Consider the following 15,785-nt stretch of genomic DNA (forward strand, 5'->3'; position numbering starts at 1 on the left):
GGATCCAGCATCGGATTTGGATCCCGCGAATAAATCGCGGGACGACGGAGAGGGATGGGTTCCGGACGATGGAAAGTCGAACCAATTTTTGTCCAGTACAAAGCCTAAAATTCAGGACTTGTTTTGCATCAATATCGCTACCCATATTTAACCAATCTGCTTTATATCTTGTGGCTAGATTTTTTAGCGTAGTCTTGATGCGGTGAAGCAAAATAAAGCAAAAAAAGGCCAAAATTAAGGTAAATACCGCTTGATGCAATCATTGGGTTAGTCAGTTGTACGCGGCTCAGGCCATTTTTCCTTAAGGTTTGTATTGTATAATTAATTCCTCCTAAATTTACATTATCCGAGACCTTATGATTAATCAATATGAACCCATTGAAGTAGAATTAAATCCCCACCAATTAGTAACCCTTCGAGATCAACAGCTTATGTTGGCATTATTAATGCTAGGGGAGCAGCATTTAGAGATCAAAGAAAGTTTGGCAATGACAGACGATGCTATAGCTCTTTTCAAGAGTGGATGTGCTCAAGGCGAATTAGGTGAATTAATAGCCTCGGTTATTGAGATGGGTTCAGCTTTATCTAGCTTGATGAAAGTAGTAGTGCGGAAGGGCATTTTGCAAGAACACGGACCTTCCTTGATTGAATTAAGTGAGAAATTTAGGGCGACGTTAGTTAATTTGCCTCAAAATTCACGTGCAGAGCGCTTCGAGGCGCTTACACAATTTGAAATAGGGCTAAATGCACTAGAGGCCAAATTAAGCTTACTCGATAATAAATCAGCATCAGTTAATTATACGAGACTCACTCCTCAGACTATTTATACGATCTCTATTAAAGATCCTGCCTCTTCAATGCAGGAGCAATGTTATAAGGTGAAGCTACCGCACCACTTTCTTTTTTTGCGTCGCAAAGGTGAAGGTAAGACAGGGGTGGTTTATGAAGTACTAAATAAGCTAGAACCCGTTTTGGGTCAGGGTACTTATGCAATTGTAAAAAAACTTGCCGGAAAAGTTAAGCAGGGATACCCGATCATTACTTACATCCAATATGGTAAAGATACAATTAATGAATATGTAATCAAAAGCTTTCATCCAGAACATCGATATGCCTCTATTCAAGAATGGAATATGAGCAAACATGCGCCGCATATACATTGTAAGCCGCCACTTTTTGGTAAAAAAATAGGGCACCTTATTACTCAATACTTTCCCGACATAAATATATTCGATCTCTCGTGTGAGGCTACTGCGCTACCCGAAAGTTTTATTCTAGATACGGCTTTAAAATTAGTGCAAGCATATAAACTGCAACTATTTAATCAAGGCATCGTTCATCGCGACATCAAATCCGACAATATCCTGGTGAGATGGATTGCCACCGGCCAAAATTTTGTTGACTTGAATTTGAGTCAACGTGCTCCTAAATTATTCGCTCATGGAAGTGGTACTCCCGCTTATATTTCACCCGAAGTTTTAACTTCAAGTGTTCAAGAAGCCTCTTCTGATATTTATGGTTTGGCGCTGGTGTTATGTGAAATAATTTGTTATCAAAGCTCGTTGAGCAACGATTTTTCACGCTCACTTGACCAGATTCAAGAGTTGATTTTGGCTATAATTCCGGTCAAACATAAAATTGAAGGGCTGTCACACTTAATTCAAAACTTAAAATTTATACTGCTTGAGGCGATGAATGAGACGGGATTAGACCCAAAAATCCAAACTGAATTATTTGGCATTATTGCAGCTATGTTACAGGTGGATCCAAAAAAACGTCCCTCAATTGACACTTTAATTACAAAATTTAATAATCTCAATACGCAATATTTATCACCCAATTTTCCTTCTGATTTATATGATAAAGCAATCGAATTACGTGAGAAGCTCATTGATATAGAGCAGCAATCTAACTTAAGAAATTTAGAAATTTCGAATCGTTCTCAGAATGAACTGTCTCACAGCACACTGCCGATTACAAACCAAAAAGAAAATGAAATTGCTCCCCTTTCGGCGCTAAAAAAATTGCTAGTAGAGGATGGATGCATGCAAGTGGAGGCAAGTTTTTTACCTGCCTTTTTGCAAAACTTAGGATTATCTTCTTTACAAAATTCCGCTACCCTTGAGGAGGTCACCAAGCGCGTTGAAGAAATTATTGCTAATTTTTTTCAGCAAATGGAAGAATTATTAATTCTATCTGAACGATTGTATAGCCTCAAGCCTACAGTTGATAAACATCCGTTGATATCTGGCATTGATTCTTTAGAACAATTCAACTACTTGATGCGTGATGTTGATGAAGTATTTGGAAAACACTCCAAATATAGTTTGACGCTAGATAACTTATTGCCATTAACTCAAAGTATTACTAAACGATTAGCGATACTTTCAGCTAATGTGGATCATTTTGAGACTACGATTCAGGGCCATTTAGATAATATTTTTAAACTAAAAACTATACGCAAAAATATCATCGCAACGCTTAATGATTATGTCGCTGAGAGTGATACGACTTGGAACCATCTTTTTCATAAAAAAGCTTTTTCAGCTGACAAAAAGAATCTAATAAATAATGTTATAGATATTTGTGAGAAAGCGGGCAATGTGGATGAATTATCGAGTGGAGTGAGGAGTGCCCTGCAAAATAATAGTGCCTCAGGTGTGTTTCCCAAAAGTAAAAATCCGATTGAGGAAAAATTAGTGAGCGCTCTAAATTTAGAGACTACTAATTTATTGGGTTGCGATCGAGTGTCCCTGCAAACCTATTTAGGTTGAAAGAGAGGCTAATCATACAATAGGCCTTTGTTCTATTTCACTACATTAGGGTCACGAATACAATAAGCTGAACCTTTTGAAACGAAGTGGAATAAAGGTATAACAAAGCATTTTTATAGATAATTATTTGCACTTTTAGTATAGTTTTAAGAGAGACCCTCTCCTACACCAATGCAGAGAAAGCGAATGTTAGATAAAAAAAATGCAATTGAAAGACAGCTCAATCCTACGCAATTAAAAAGTAACATTGATCAACATTTAATGTTTATGTTTTTAACTTTAGGTGAACACCAACTCGCTATTAAAGAGAGTTTATTTAAGTTACACCAAGCTAGGATTAATTTTGATAAATACTCGGACGATGTCTTCAAAATTCTGACGAGCCTTTACACCATTCTATCCAACTTAGAAAATTTAATTGTGGTAAAAGGTCTCTTAATTACTCAGGGTCCTGCCCTGGTGGCATTGTGCAAGGAGTTAACCGACACTCTAACTGCATCATCAACTATTAAGGATAGGGATTGCCTCCCATTTCAAACTAGAATAATGCAGTTAGAAGCTGCTGTTAAAAAGGAAGCCCAACAAACGAAATATGTCGATTATACCCGGCTGCGGCCTGAAATGGTTTATCCAATACATCTGAGCAAGGCCGACCATTCTCTTCATTATTACCCAGTACGCTTCGTTGATCATTATCTTTTTCTGCGCCCCAGAGGCAAAGGTAAGAACGGAGTGGTTTATGAGGTTGAGCGAGAAAATGAACCCTTACTTGGAAACGGCGGCACTGCTAAACTTAAACTACTCGCTGGCAAGGTTAAAAAAGGTTACCCAAAAATAGTCTATTTGCAATATGGTAAAGATACGTACTTTCACTATGTGATAAAACATTTTAAAAAGAAACCACTGAAACACGTACTAAGTGAGTGGGCAATCAATCAATATGCTCCGCATATACGATGCAAGCCTCCCTTGATAGCAGCAGACAGTGATCATCTGGTGACGCAATACTTTCCTGATACCAATTTATTTAATTTTTTAGAAGCTCCGTTTGTTATAACAGATTATTTTGTGATTGATCTATTATTAAAATTATCACGGGCTTATAAGTCACAAATATTTGACCGAGGCATTATCCATCGCGACATTAAGTCCGATAATATTTGTGTGAAACGTACTGGCTCAATTGAAATTTTGGCAGATCAAATAAAATTTATAGATCTAGATTTTGGTCAGCATGTCAGCAATGTCTATCGCGCCCAAAGTTATACTCTTGCTTTTATAGTACCTGAAATTCTTCAGTTCACTACTCAAAATGCTTCTTCAGATATTTATCAATTGGCACTGCTTTGGATAGAAATTATCTGCTTGAAAAGTGAGATGTTTAAGAGCCTTTACAATAACTTAACCGCGGAACTTCATCTGCATCTGAGTACAGGCATGCCTGAACCACTTTCTAAGCTTAACCAAGTTAGAGACAGTCTGATACGGACTGCTAAAAGTGCAATGTTATCAATTAATTTATTACCTTCTTTGAAAGAAAAAATAAGTTCTCTGCTTGAACAAATGCTCTCAATCGATCGCGATATGCGCCCCCCTATCTCGACCATCATTGGTGATTTAGAGAGCCTTGAAGCTGAATACTATGGTTTTGATCGTAATAAAAATATACAAGATGCACAAAGTGAATTAGTTAAAGGGTTAGCTGAAATAGCAGAGAAATCTGTTACCGGTTACTCTGATCAATTATTAATAGTGAATGATGAATCAAATCTTGAGTTTGATCCTATCGCTGCTATGGGGGAATTAATTAACCAGACTTGTGAAAAAATACCTGGTGGAGAGCCTTTGAGAATGTGTTTGCGTGGCGCTTCTTTAAATGCTTTACAACATTTCTATACGCATGATGAAGTGACTGCTTGTGTTAGTAGCATCACCAAAAATTTTATCCAAAAAATGGAAATGCTTTTAGCATTGTCTGGTCGGTTAAAAGACTCTCGCTTAATACTAGAAAATGATGCTAGTCTCCCTCGGGAAAATTTGCTGATGGAAGAGTTAAACACTCATGAACTTGAATTAGAGGATATCTTCGGTAAACAGCGAAAATATAAACTTACATTAGATAACTTAGCCTTAGTGAGTTCCCTCGTCGAGAAAAGGCTTACCAATTTATCTAAACAGATGAATAACTTTGAATGTAGGTTGAATAAACACAAATTACCCGATCCTGAAACAGTTACAAAAATTGGTAAAATTATTAAAGACTACATCAAAAAAAGTGACAACTGCACTAGCCATTTTTTTCGCCAGCATATTTACTCACCGCAAATAAATGCGCTGATAGATGAGTTAATTGGGAATTGTGATAAGGCAAAGGATAGACAAGAATTTGTTGCACATGTTCAGGCTTTTATAAATAAAATGCCCTCCGGGTATTTTCCATTTAGCAATAACAAACTAAAACAAGAGCTTCAGGCGTTGCTCCCTATTCGTCTAGTTGATGAGGAGTTTGAAGTAGAGATTTCATTTGAGCTGTGAGTAATGGATCAGGTTTTTTCTATTGATCCTGGTAATATTTTTGCGTCAAACATTTCAATCATTTTTTGTACATTAGGATCTTTCTGAATGGATTCTTCTGCGGCTGATTTGCGTTGTGATTGTTCATGTTGATCGCGAGCAGCAGGAGTATCCATGTGAAGCTCGCCTGTCTGAATGGTCAACTGCAGAGATCTTTGAAAATAATCTCGCAAAGCTTGCCCCACTCTTTCTTCCTGTTTTTTATTGAGTAACACAGCACGTGTAGGGTCGATGGCCAAAACAATTTCATCGTTCGTCATTTTCTTAACCACACAATGACTTGCAAGGGCAGCGGTCATTCCGGTCAAATTAAGATGGGGTAAAATTTCCTGCCAGTCATTAGTTAGATTGGGAATTGTTTTAGTTGTAACTGCACTAGCGGGTACTTTTAGCGGTTCATCACTTACATGTTCTGCGACTTCTGGACGGGATTCAATCTTAGGCGCTATAGGTGTTTTATTTTCTTGGTCAGCGTTCTTGGTTGGGGGAATAATTGAGCTCGGGTGAAAGGCCAGCATCCGTAAAAGCACCATCTCAAAACCAATGCGAGGAGTTGGTGCGAGAGGTAAATCCTTTCGTCCAATTAATGCAATTTGATAGAAAAGCTGCACATCTTCAGGTGAAAGTGCTCTTGAAAACTGCTGAATTTTATCTTTATCCCAGGCGCCAACATCCGATTCTTTAACAAATTGCGCTATAGCAATTTGATGCAGCAGGGAAAGTAATTCCTCTAGTGCATTCGTAAAATCAATCGATTTTTCAGCGAGTGAATGGGTGAGAGCAATGAGATTTTGTGCGTGTTGCTCGGCTAAAGCATCCAATATTTCATAAATATAAGTGGCTTCAATCGTGCTCAGCATCATCTTTATATCTTGAACACTTATATTACCATTACTAAAAGCAATAGCTTGATCGAGTAAGCTTAGCGCATCCCGCATGCTGCCTTCGGCTGCATAGGCTAAGCGAGTTAGGGCTTCCTCTTCAAAGGGAAGATTCTCCTGCTGCAATATATCAGCTAATCGCTGCGTAATGAGTTCGGGTGCTAGGCATTTGAGATGAAATTGTAAACATCTAGACAGCACTGTGATGGGTAGCTTTTGTGGATCTGTGGTGGCTAAAAAGAACTTCACATGCGGCGGTGGTTCTTCTAAAGTCTTCAATAGCGCATTAAAACTATGCGTTGAAAGCATATGCACTTCATCGATTAAGTAAACTTTAAAACGACCGCTGGTGGGCGCATAAGCAACGTTTTCTAGAAGTTCTCTGGTGTCTTCCACTTTGGTTCTTGAGGCAGCATCCACTTCTATCAAATCTATAAATCGACCGCTGGTGATGGCTTTGCAGGAGGAGCACTGATTGCAGGGCTTAGACGTAATGCCAATCTCACAATTTAAACATTTCGCCAGAATTCGCCCGAAAGTGGTTTTGCCAACACCCCTTGTGCCTGTGAAAAGGTAGGCATGATGAAGTCTTTGATTATTGAGTGCGTTGGTTAACGCGCGAATGACATGAGATTGTCCCACTAAGGTTTCAAAGGAATCAGGGCGCCATTTACGGGCTAAAACTTGGTAATTCATAGACATCTCGCAGGGAATGGGTGGTGACCTACTCCAGCCACACCCCGGCACACGAGTCTATTGTTACCGCTGCTCCCTTCCGGGCCTGACGGGGTTCACAATATATCGTTGCGAGGGGACCAAAGAGGTCACCATAAATGGGTGGAGGTTGATATTCTTTAGATGGCCACCTTTAAATTTAGGGTGGGGAATCCAACTTCACCGACGGTGATTCTAGCATATTTCGTTAATAATGCTACCAGTTATTATCCGGGTGGTGATAAGCAATGGCGTTCTTATCAATGAGTAGATATATTAAAAGGAGATAGAGAAATGCTTGACCCTATACTAACAATATACCTTACCTTTACTCCCAAGGAGGTAAATGATGGCTGAATAGCATCCTTGATCAAGTAGGGGAAAAATCACCTGATACTCTCTTGAGTCTTTGGCATGACATGCTGGATGATATGTACGGGGAAGATGATGCCCGCAAAAAAGATCTTTATGATCTCGCATTAGCTGATGAAAGAATTAGTCAAAAAGCAAAGGAATGGTTAAAAACCTTACGCAATTGATTGGTGTCCAGCGCTTAAAATGTAGGGCTGTTGATTACAATAGGGTCCTACATTTTATTCGGCCAAGAGAGCTTTGAATTTGAAAAATCGTTGATTGTAAAAATATTTTTGGTATATCTTAATGGCTTTCTTAGTGCCTTTGTAATGAGCTGGCTTACATTTATGGATTGACCATTTAGAAAAAAGATTTAAATAGAGGGAATTTTATTATGATGACGAAGACTGAAGACAGATTAATTTCTCATGCTACCACAGAAATTAACGTACAAGACCTCATTTACGAGATTACTGAACGCATTAAAAAAGAAGGTGATAAGCCCTATGCCACCATAGAGCGACAGATTGCGATATTAAAAGATTTAACTCAGTTTTCTTTAGGCCTATTCTTGCTGCAGAATAAAGGGCTAAATGGTTTTTGGACCCATTTTCTTCTCACTTACAATCCAACGAATAAAAATGAAAAATCATACATTAATAGTACCGAACAGTTCATGCTTGAACGTGCACCTGTAGCCTTAGCGACTAGGCAAAGATATGGATTCTTTTTGAAAGAAAATCAGCTGGCCGTCGGAAGTCATAAAAACTTGGCCTGCATACCTAGTGGAATGATGGGAGAATTGCTATATCTAGATTTCAAAGATGCTGTCGATATTAAGCTATTTGGAATTGATCTTGATCCTGACACTTTAAAAGACGCGAAGGGACTTGCTGAAGAACGAAAGCTGTCACATCTTATTGAGTTAATTTGTGGCGACGCATGGCAATTAACATTTGAAAATGAATTTGATTTGATTTCAAGTAATGGTTTAACTATCTATGAACCGAATAATGAAAAAGTTCGTGATCTCTATGCAATATTTTTTAAAGCACTTAAGCCTGGAGGCAAACTTGTAACAAGTTTTTTGACCTATCCGCCAAATTTTCCAGATAAGTGCGAATGGAATTTAGAAAAAATGAATAGAGATGATTTGATGCTTCAAAAAGTTATCTTTGTAGATATTATTGGAGCGAAGTGGCAATGCTTTCGCACAACGGAGGAAACTAAAGTACAGCTTGAATCAGTGGGTTTCCAAAAAATTGAGTTTACAAATGATGACTATAAACAATTTCCAACCGTAGTAGCAGAAAAACCCTCTTCGCTAAAAATATAATAAAAGGGTTAATCTTGATTTATCCCCAGTAAGTTGTGTTTGTCAGTATATGAAAGGGGCGACTCTGGGAATTATCAGTTCTTTCTTGTCGGTAATGAAATATGAAAAACACCTGCTTTTGGCAAATTACTTTCTCCTGGAAAATCTTCTGAATTAAGAGAATTTATCATCAAGACTGTCTGAATATACATACCCCATATTATGCCGCGATGTTTTGTTTTGGCTGAATTTAAACTATAAAATCCCGCGCTAGAAATAAGTGAGCCATCAAGCGTGCGCAATTTCTTCGCTGCTTGTACACTCGTCGGAAGGTTTGTTGCGTAGATCGGTAATCATAATTCAACTTCAATGAGGTTAATGACTTCAGGCATAACTATTTGCAATCGTAGTATTGTGGCCAAAGTCTCATTGACTTGGGTAATACCCATGCTTTTCTGTTCAGAATCACCCGCAACACATGAACGATTGATGTTGTAAACTAACCAGCCAATCCAACTAAAGACACCCCCAATCGCCGCGACAATATGTTCCTTATTAATAACCCCACCCGCTTGTTGATAGGTATGTATCATTTTGAAAAAGAGGGCTTTATCGAAGTCACTGGTAATGCCACTCCAATAAAACGCTGTATTTATAATGTCATAAGTGGGGTTAATTTTGCAGGCCGATTCCCAATCGATCAGAATTGGATTATTGTCGCTGTCCCACAAAACGTTTTTTTGATCTAAGTCACCATGAGTGACGATAATGTGTGTTTTTAAAATCGGCATTGCTTTTTGATAGGCTTCATTAGCAGCCAATATATTGTCCAGATTTTGCCATAAATTTTCGGAGAAGGGGCAATCGAATTGCTTAGTCTTATCAATCAACGCAACTATTTGTTCTTGTGTGTAAGTATAAAAGTGAGCAGGGGGTAGGTCGGGCTCATCCAAGTTTAGTTGATGCATTTTAGCCAGTATTGCCGCTATTTTTAGCGCATGAGATTTTGAAACCACTTGGCTGTCCAGCGATTTTGCATCCACCCACGGGTATACTAGATAACCAGTGTCCTCTGTCATAAAAAGATAGTTACCAAATTGTGCGATAGCACACAAGGCGGGAATGTTTTTTGCAGCGAAGCCTCTTGCAATATGTTCGCTTAATTCATAATTTTTAACGATCCGTTCATCTGTCAGATCAATATCTTTCGATAATTGTTTGATCGCATAAGAGCCTTTATCTGTATCAATTCGCCACATAAGATGCAGCAAACCACCATGTATTCTCTCTGGGGCTTGTCTTGATTGACCAAGGTTAAAGTATTGGCATAAGCGTGTTAAATGGTTGTGATTCATAGATATTCACATGTAACGGAGAGTAAAGTAGAAAATTTTGAGATAAATCAACATTTGCAAATTGGCGAGGTTGGCATCCCTCAAAATAACCACCTCCTAACTGGGTGGGGAATGTCAACTTCACTGAGACCGATTCTAGTAGATTTCGATAACAATGCTAGCAGTTATTACCATTGGTGGTGATAAGAAACAGCGTTATTATCGATTTCTATGACATACGATAATAACTTACATCCTTATTCTCATGAATGGTGATAAGAAATGTCGCTATTACCGGATATTAGCTTTTTCGAGAATAAGGGTTATGATGTAAGCATAATCAAATAGAGGCCAGTTACATGGATATACAACAGTCCCCCGCAGGACAAATCGTTAAATCACCCAAAGGGTATAATGCCTTTGTGCCCCATAGTTTACCACCTAAACTGGAGTGGGATAATGCGGTGGTAAATAGCCTCTCCCGTGCTGATTTCTTGCTTGGAAAATTAGCGCGCGAAGGCAGTAAGTTACCTAATCCTCATCTTTTGATGCGCCCATTCATTACCCGAGAAGCGGTGCTGTCTAGCAAGATTGAAGGCACCCAAGCAACCCTAGGGGAAATCTTAGCCGCTAACGCTGGTGCCTATGTAAAGCAAAACCCCGACGATCTCCAAGAGGTGCAAAACTACATCAAGGCGCTTGATTATGGGCTTGGGCGGTTAGCAGAGCTTCCGTTATCGCTTCGCCTTATCAAAGAAATCCATGAGCACTTAATGCAAGGAGTGAGAGGATCTCATGCAACCCCTGGGGAATTTAGGCGCAGTCAGAATTGGATTGGATCTCCCGGATGCACCCTGAACACAGCGAAGTTTGTGCCACCCCCCCCTGACAATTTAATGGATTGCTTGGGAGAATTGGAAAACTTTTTACATGATAGATCATTACCGCCCTTGATCCATATAGCGCTTTGTCATTATCAATTTGAAGCCATCCACCCCTTTTTAGATGGCAATGGGCGCGTTGGACGACTGCTGATTATGTTGTTGCTTGTTGAACAAAGAATGCTCACCAAGCCTTTGCTTTATTTATCTGCATTTTTTGAAGCAACACGCGATGAGTATTATAAACAGCTTTATAATGTCAGTTCAAAAGGCACCTGGCATGAGTGGCTTATTTATTTTCTCAATGGTGTTGCCGTACAATCTGAAGATGTTTTATCACGCGCTGAGCGCATCAATGCATTATTAAATCAATGGAAAATTGATGTTGGAAGCAGTGGCTCTCAAGTTCCTGTGGACATGGTGCAGCATTTGGCTGTGAATCCTTATTTCACCACCAGTAAAATTGCTGAAGATCTAGAGATTGCCTATAGCACAGCCCAGAGAGGCGTTCAAAAACTTGAGGCTGCAGGCATTATCAAAAAGACGAATGATAACAAACGAGACAAAGTCTACTGTGCTACCGCAATATTAAATATTCTAGAAGAACCTACAAAAATTAGGGCGGATGTTTATGAGTAATAACAGCGCTCGGATCAAACAATACACTAAAGTGTCAACAAGCCTCGCATACCTTAGCAATGAGATGAGTTTTTTCAACGACTTCAAAAAGAAAGCAAATCAACCCAATACCCTGCAGCACAACTAGAAAAATTGCTGAGAACAAGCTCATCGGAGATAACATGACCACCATTATTGAAACAGAAAGGCTTATTTTAAGAACCTGGAACAAAGAAGACGCATAGCGGAAAATGGAGCCCCAGGATTTTTTATTTTTAATGAAATCTAACAATGGCAAAACTGGCGGAGAGAGAGGGATTCGAACCCTCGGTACGCGATTAACGTACACACACTTTCCAGGCGTGCTCCTTCGACCGCTCGGACATCTCTCCTTCGAAAGGCCGCATAGAATACCATGCCTAAATTAATCGGGGTAGCATTTTACTGAGGGAGAATTATCAAAAATCCTGATGCAGGAAAAGCCTAATTACTGTTCTCCCATAGTACCCGATAGTTTATTATCTTCATTTAGGTCTTCTTAGCCAATAATGCAGTCAAAATCTCATAGTAAACTTGGGTCAGTAAGTCTAAGTCCTTCACGTTAATATGCTCATTAATTTGGTGGATAGATTGGTTGATGGGTCCTATCTCTAAAATTTCGCACCCAGTTTTAAAGATAAAACGCCCGTCTGATGTGCCGCCGTCGGTTGAGGGGCGGGGTTTGATCTGCGCTACTTTTTCTATTGCGGCTGTTGCTGCATTGAATAACTCGCCGGGTTGAGAGAAGAAAGGTTCGCCGGAGTATTTCCAATCGATATCATATTTTAGACCGTGCTTATTTAAGGTACTAAGCACTTGCTGTTTTAATCCATCCACAGTAGAGGGGGTCCCGAAACGAAAATTAAAAATGGCTTCTAATTCTCCAGGAATAACATTAGTGGCGCCGCTACTCGAATGTAAATTGGAAATTTGAAAACTGGTGGGAGGGAAATACTCGTTGCCTTGGTCCCACTGTATCTGCGTGAGTTCGTTTAATGCGGCCAAGCTTTTATGAATGGGGTTATCAGCTTTTTGGGGATACGCTATGTGGCCTTGTTTACCGTGTATTTTTAAGGTGCCATTGAGCGAACCGCGTCGACCTACTTTAATAACATCGCCAAATTTATTCTCAGAGGAGGCCTCCCCTACAATACACCAATTAATGTTTTCATTGCGCTTCAGCAACTCTGCAACTACACGTTTGGTCCCATCTGTGCTCGGACCTTCTTCATCACTTGTTATCAAAAAGGCGATAGATCCTGAATACCGGGGGTTTTCTTCAATAAATTGTTCGCAGGCACAAACCATCGCAGCTAAACTGCTTTTCATGTCAGCAGCTCCGCGCCCATAAAGTGCACCATTTCGTATTGTTGGCTCGAAAGGAGGAGAGGTCCACTTGTCGAGAGGTCCAGGCGGCACTACATCCGTATGTCCCGCAAATAATAAAACCGGTGCAGAATTACCGCGGCGTGCATAAAAGTTTTTCACTTCACCAAAATTCATTTTTTCTATTTTGAAGGACATTTTTTGAAGCCGATCTTCAAGAATTGTTTGACACTGAGCATCGTTAGGCGTGATGGAGGGCTGTGCAATTAATTGTTTTGCTAAGAGCAAGGTGGCCGAAAGGGTGACAGAAGTTAGCATATAAACCCTTAATTATCGATAGTGCAACTACGAAGCAACTCATTAACTCCCACTTTCTCGCGGGTCCGCTGATCTACCTGCTTAACGATGACGGCACAATAGAGACTATATTTCCCCTCTTTTGATGGGAGATTTCCGGAGACCACAACGGACCCAGCAGGAACTTTGCCATACAGCACTTGGTCTTTCTCACGATGATATATTTTGGTACTTTGACCGATATAAACGCCCATCGAAATAACCGAACCTTCCTCAACAATGACCCCCTCGACAATTTCCGAGCGCGCGCCAATGAAACAATTATCTTCAATAATGGTGGGATTTGCTTGCACAGGTTCGAGTACTCCACCAATACCCACGCCTCCGGAAAGATGGACATTTTTACCGATCTGAGCACAAGAGCCCACCGTGGCCCACGTATCCACCATAACTCCAGTGTCAACATAGGCACCTATATTTACGTATGAAGGCATCAAAACCGTGTTAGAGCCGACATAGGCTCCTTTGCGCACGCAGGCTGGAGGCACAATGCGTACATTATTCTGAGTAAGTTCATTATCTGATAAACCTGCAAACTTAAGGGGGACTTTGTCATAGAATTGTGTGAAAGAACCATCGATAGGTTTACTATCTTCTATACGAAAATAAAGCAGGACAGCTTTTTTGACCCATTGGTGTACTTGCCATTCGCCATTACTTTTTTCAGCAACTCGGACCTTCCCCTTATCGAGCAGGTCGATCGTGGTATGTATTGCTTCTCTAAGTTGTTTACTCGCATTTTGTGCCGTAAGGCTGGTCTTCTGTTCGAAGGCGGCGTTGATGATGTCTTGTAACTCTTGCATAATAGCACTCCCTAATACCTATAGGTTGATTCTATTCCGGTATCTTTCATTTGGCAAAAAATTAGTCAAAAGAGAACAACTCAAGAATTAAATGACAACCAAATGGAAAACTCATTGACGCAATGGTACCTGCCCTTTATTATCTGTTGTCTAATTTTCGGGGTATAGCGCAGCCTGGTAGCGCGCCTGCTTTGGGAGCAGGATGTCGGGGGTTCGAATCCCTCTACCCCGACCAGTGTCATTATTAATTGCGAAAGCTAGTCCAGTTATGCGCCTGTAGCTCAGCTGGATAGAGCATCGGCCTTCTAAGCCGAGGGTCGCAGGTTCGAGTCCTGCCAGGCGCGCCAATATGGTGGACGTAGCTCAGTTGGTAGAGTCCCGGATTGTGATTCCGGTTGTCGCGGGTTCAAGTCCCGTCGTTCACCCCATTAATCAATAGTTTATTAATTTAGCAGTTATAGTTATTTAGATTTATCATTTCGAGCGCACATGCTAAATGAAAAGATTCTACGTCATTCCTTTTTTGGAGCTGCCTTTGGCACTTTGATAGAGTATTATGATTATTCGCTGTTCACTCTCTTTTTGCCTATTATTGCACCTTTATTTTTCCCCTCAAGTTCCCCCTACGAATCCTTGGTTAAAAGTTTTAATGTCTTGCTCATCGCGATGGTTTCTCGCCCTCTTGGCGGATTATTTTTTGGATATCTGGGTGATGCTTTCGGCCGCAGAAAAGCATTGCTCACATCTATGTATGGCATTGCAATAGCGACAATTGTAATTGGATTCATTCCCTCATATGCGCAATTTGGCATCGGCTCAATCATCATTTTAATGATCGCAAAAACTATTCAAATTTTTTGTTTTGGTGGTGAGTATAATGGCGCCGGAATTTATGTGGTTGAGCACGCGCAAAGCAAAAATGAAGGCTATATTGGCAGTTTACTTTCAGCGGTCACTCTTATTGGTTCGTTAATTGCCTCGGTAATTGGAATAATTATCACCTTTGCGTTTATGCCAGAATGGTCATGGCGTATTGCTTTTATTCTCGGAGGAGTAGTGGGTATCAGCGGTATTCTTTATCGGAAAAATTTACTGGAATCCCCGCATTTCAAACAAGCAGATGCTGCGCGCGATAATCTGAAAAACATGCTTCGTAAATTCCCGCTCGAAATAATCGCAGGCGGATTTGTTGGAGGCTTTGCAACCGTACCTTTTACCACCGTATTTACATTTGTGGCTCCAGTGTTACTCACAAAGGGATTCTTCACCAATCAGCAATTTATGATCGTCCAAAGTTTACTCATAGCGCTCGCCATCGTGACACTCATTATTGCCGGAAAATCAGCAGATAAAAAATCACCTGCAAAAGTAATGCAATTTGGTTCTTTAATTTTAATTTTTTTATCTTATCCTGTTTTTTTGATGCTGGATAAGCTTTCAATGATAGGTTTCTTCCTTGTTTCTATCACAATGATTGTGAGTAATGAAATTTTGCTCGGCCCAAGTAATGCGTTTTTAAAGAACCTATTCCCTATGGAGTACCGTTACCGGGGGAGCTCATTTAGTTTTACCTTGGGAATGTCAGTTTTTGGGGGCCTAACCCCTATCGTTGAAAATTACCTTTATCAACGAACCAGCCATTTTAGCGCAGCTTCTGTGTGGCTAATTTTTCTTGGTATTGGCACTTGGTGTGCTATTGCCCTGGTGAATAACAAACAAAAATCAGTTGTGGCTAATAAAATTATTATGAATTGAATTGAGAATTTAAAACTTGGCAGTTGCTTATTGAGCAAAGCGGCAACAATAGCTTTGTGA

10 protein-coding genes, 4 tRNA genes and 1 other RNA gene are annotated in these 15,785 nt (G+C 40.0%); 9 read left to right on the forward strand and 6 right to left on the reverse strand.

Going from position 1 to position 15,785, the window contains the following annotated elements; genetic code table 11:
* Positions 1 to 356 precede the first annotated feature (356 nt).
* The gene (locus H0U71_04980; GenBank protein ID MBA2654406.1) at positions 357 to 2,774 is read left to right on the forward strand and encodes a protein kinase; all 2,418 of its coding nucleotides are present in this window, start codon (positions 357 to 359) and stop codon (positions 2,772 to 2,774) included.
* Positions 2,775 to 2,960: 186 nt separating this feature from the next.
* Positions 2,961 to 5,309 carry a protein kinase gene (locus H0U71_04985; protein ID MBA2654407.1) on the forward strand — a complete coding sequence of 783 codons (2,349 nt, stop codon included), beginning with the start codon at positions 2,961 to 2,963 and terminating at the stop codon, positions 5,307 to 5,309.
* Positions 5,310 to 5,317: 8 nt separating this feature from the next.
* Here H0U71_04985 and dnaX read toward each other — a convergent pair whose 3' ends face one another.
* On the reverse strand, positions 5,318 to 6,925 hold the full coding sequence (dnaX, locus tag H0U71_04990; GenBank protein MBA2654408.1) for a DNA polymerase III subunit gamma/tau: 1,608 nt from the start codon (positions 6,923 to 6,925) through the stop codon (positions 5,318 to 5,320).
* Positions 6,926 to 6,953: 28 nt separating this feature from the next.
* Positions 6,954 to 7,050, reverse strand: an RNA gene (gene ffs / locus H0U71_04995) — signal recognition particle sRNA small type.
* A gap of 294 nt (positions 7,051 to 7,344) precedes the next feature.
* On the opposite strand from ffs, the gene H0U71_05000 reads away from it, so the two are divergent.
* Positions 7,345 to 7,482, forward strand: a complete 138-nt coding sequence (locus tag H0U71_05000) for a hypothetical protein (protein ID MBA2654409.1) — start codon at positions 7,345 to 7,347, stop codon at positions 7,480 to 7,482.
* 212 nt (positions 7,483 to 7,694) lie between these two features.
* Positions 7,695 to 8,633 (forward strand): class I SAM-dependent methyltransferase, encoded by a 939-nt coding sequence (locus tag H0U71_05005; protein ID MBA2654410.1) that lies wholly within the window; start codon positions 7,695 to 7,697, stop codon positions 8,631 to 8,633.
* A gap of 332 nt (positions 8,634 to 8,965) precedes the next feature.
* On the opposite strand, the gene H0U71_05010 is transcribed toward H0U71_05005, so the two are convergent.
* Positions 8,966 to 9,967, reverse strand: a complete 1,002-nt coding sequence (locus H0U71_05010) for an aminoglycoside phosphotransferase family protein (protein ID MBA2654411.1) — start codon at positions 9,965 to 9,967, stop codon at positions 8,966 to 8,968.
* Between the two features lie 338 nt (positions 9,968 to 10,305).
* Here H0U71_05010 and H0U71_05015 point away from each other — a divergent pair, with 338 nt between their 5' ends.
* Complete coding sequence (locus tag H0U71_05015) at positions 10,306 to 11,466, forward strand: Fic family protein (protein ID MBA2654412.1); 1,161 nt, start codon at positions 10,306 to 10,308, stop codon at positions 11,464 to 11,466.
* Positions 11,467 to 11,746: 280 nt separating this feature from the next.
* On the opposite strand, the gene H0U71_05020 is transcribed toward H0U71_05015, so the two are convergent.
* The 3 genes from H0U71_05020 to dapD form a co-directional block, all read right to left on the reverse strand.
* Positions 11,747 to 11,837, reverse strand: a tRNA-Ser gene (locus H0U71_05020).
* Positions 11,838 to 11,973: 136 nt separating this feature from the next.
* Positions 11,974 to 13,128, reverse strand: a complete 1,155-nt coding sequence (gene dapE, locus H0U71_05025) for a succinyl-diaminopimelate desuccinylase (GenBank protein ID MBA2654413.1) — start codon at positions 13,126 to 13,128, stop codon at positions 11,974 to 11,976.
* An 8-nt stretch (positions 13,129 to 13,136) separates the two neighbouring features.
* Positions 13,137 to 13,970, reverse strand: a complete 834-nt coding sequence (dapD, locus tag H0U71_05030; GenBank protein MBA2654414.1) for a 2,3,4,5-tetrahydropyridine-2,6-dicarboxylate N-succinyltransferase — start codon at positions 13,968 to 13,970, stop codon at positions 13,137 to 13,139.
* Between the two features lie 158 nt (positions 13,971 to 14,128).
* Here dapD and H0U71_05035 point away from each other — a divergent pair.
* The 4 genes from H0U71_05035 (at position 14,129) to H0U71_05050 (ending at position 15,725) form a co-directional block, all read left to right on the forward strand.
* Positions 14,129 to 14,205 (forward strand) — tRNA-Pro (locus H0U71_05035).
* A 35-nt stretch (positions 14,206 to 14,240) separates the two neighbouring features.
* Positions 14,241 to 14,317, forward strand: a tRNA-Arg gene (locus H0U71_05040).
* A gap of 5 nt (positions 14,318 to 14,322) precedes the next feature.
* Positions 14,323 to 14,398: transfer RNA gene (locus H0U71_05045), tRNA-His, on the forward strand.
* Between the two features lie 61 nt (positions 14,399 to 14,459).
* The gene (locus H0U71_05050) at positions 14,460 to 15,725 is read left to right on the forward strand and encodes an MFS transporter (protein MBA2654415.1); all 1,266 of its coding nucleotides are present in this window, start codon (positions 14,460 to 14,462) and stop codon (positions 15,723 to 15,725) included.
* Positions 15,726 to 15,785 lie beyond the last annotated feature (60 nt).

This window comes from Gammaproteobacteria bacterium (assembly GCA_013697705.1).
Classification (GTDB): Bacteria; Pseudomonadota; Gammaproteobacteria; order UBA6002; family UBA6002; genus UBA6002.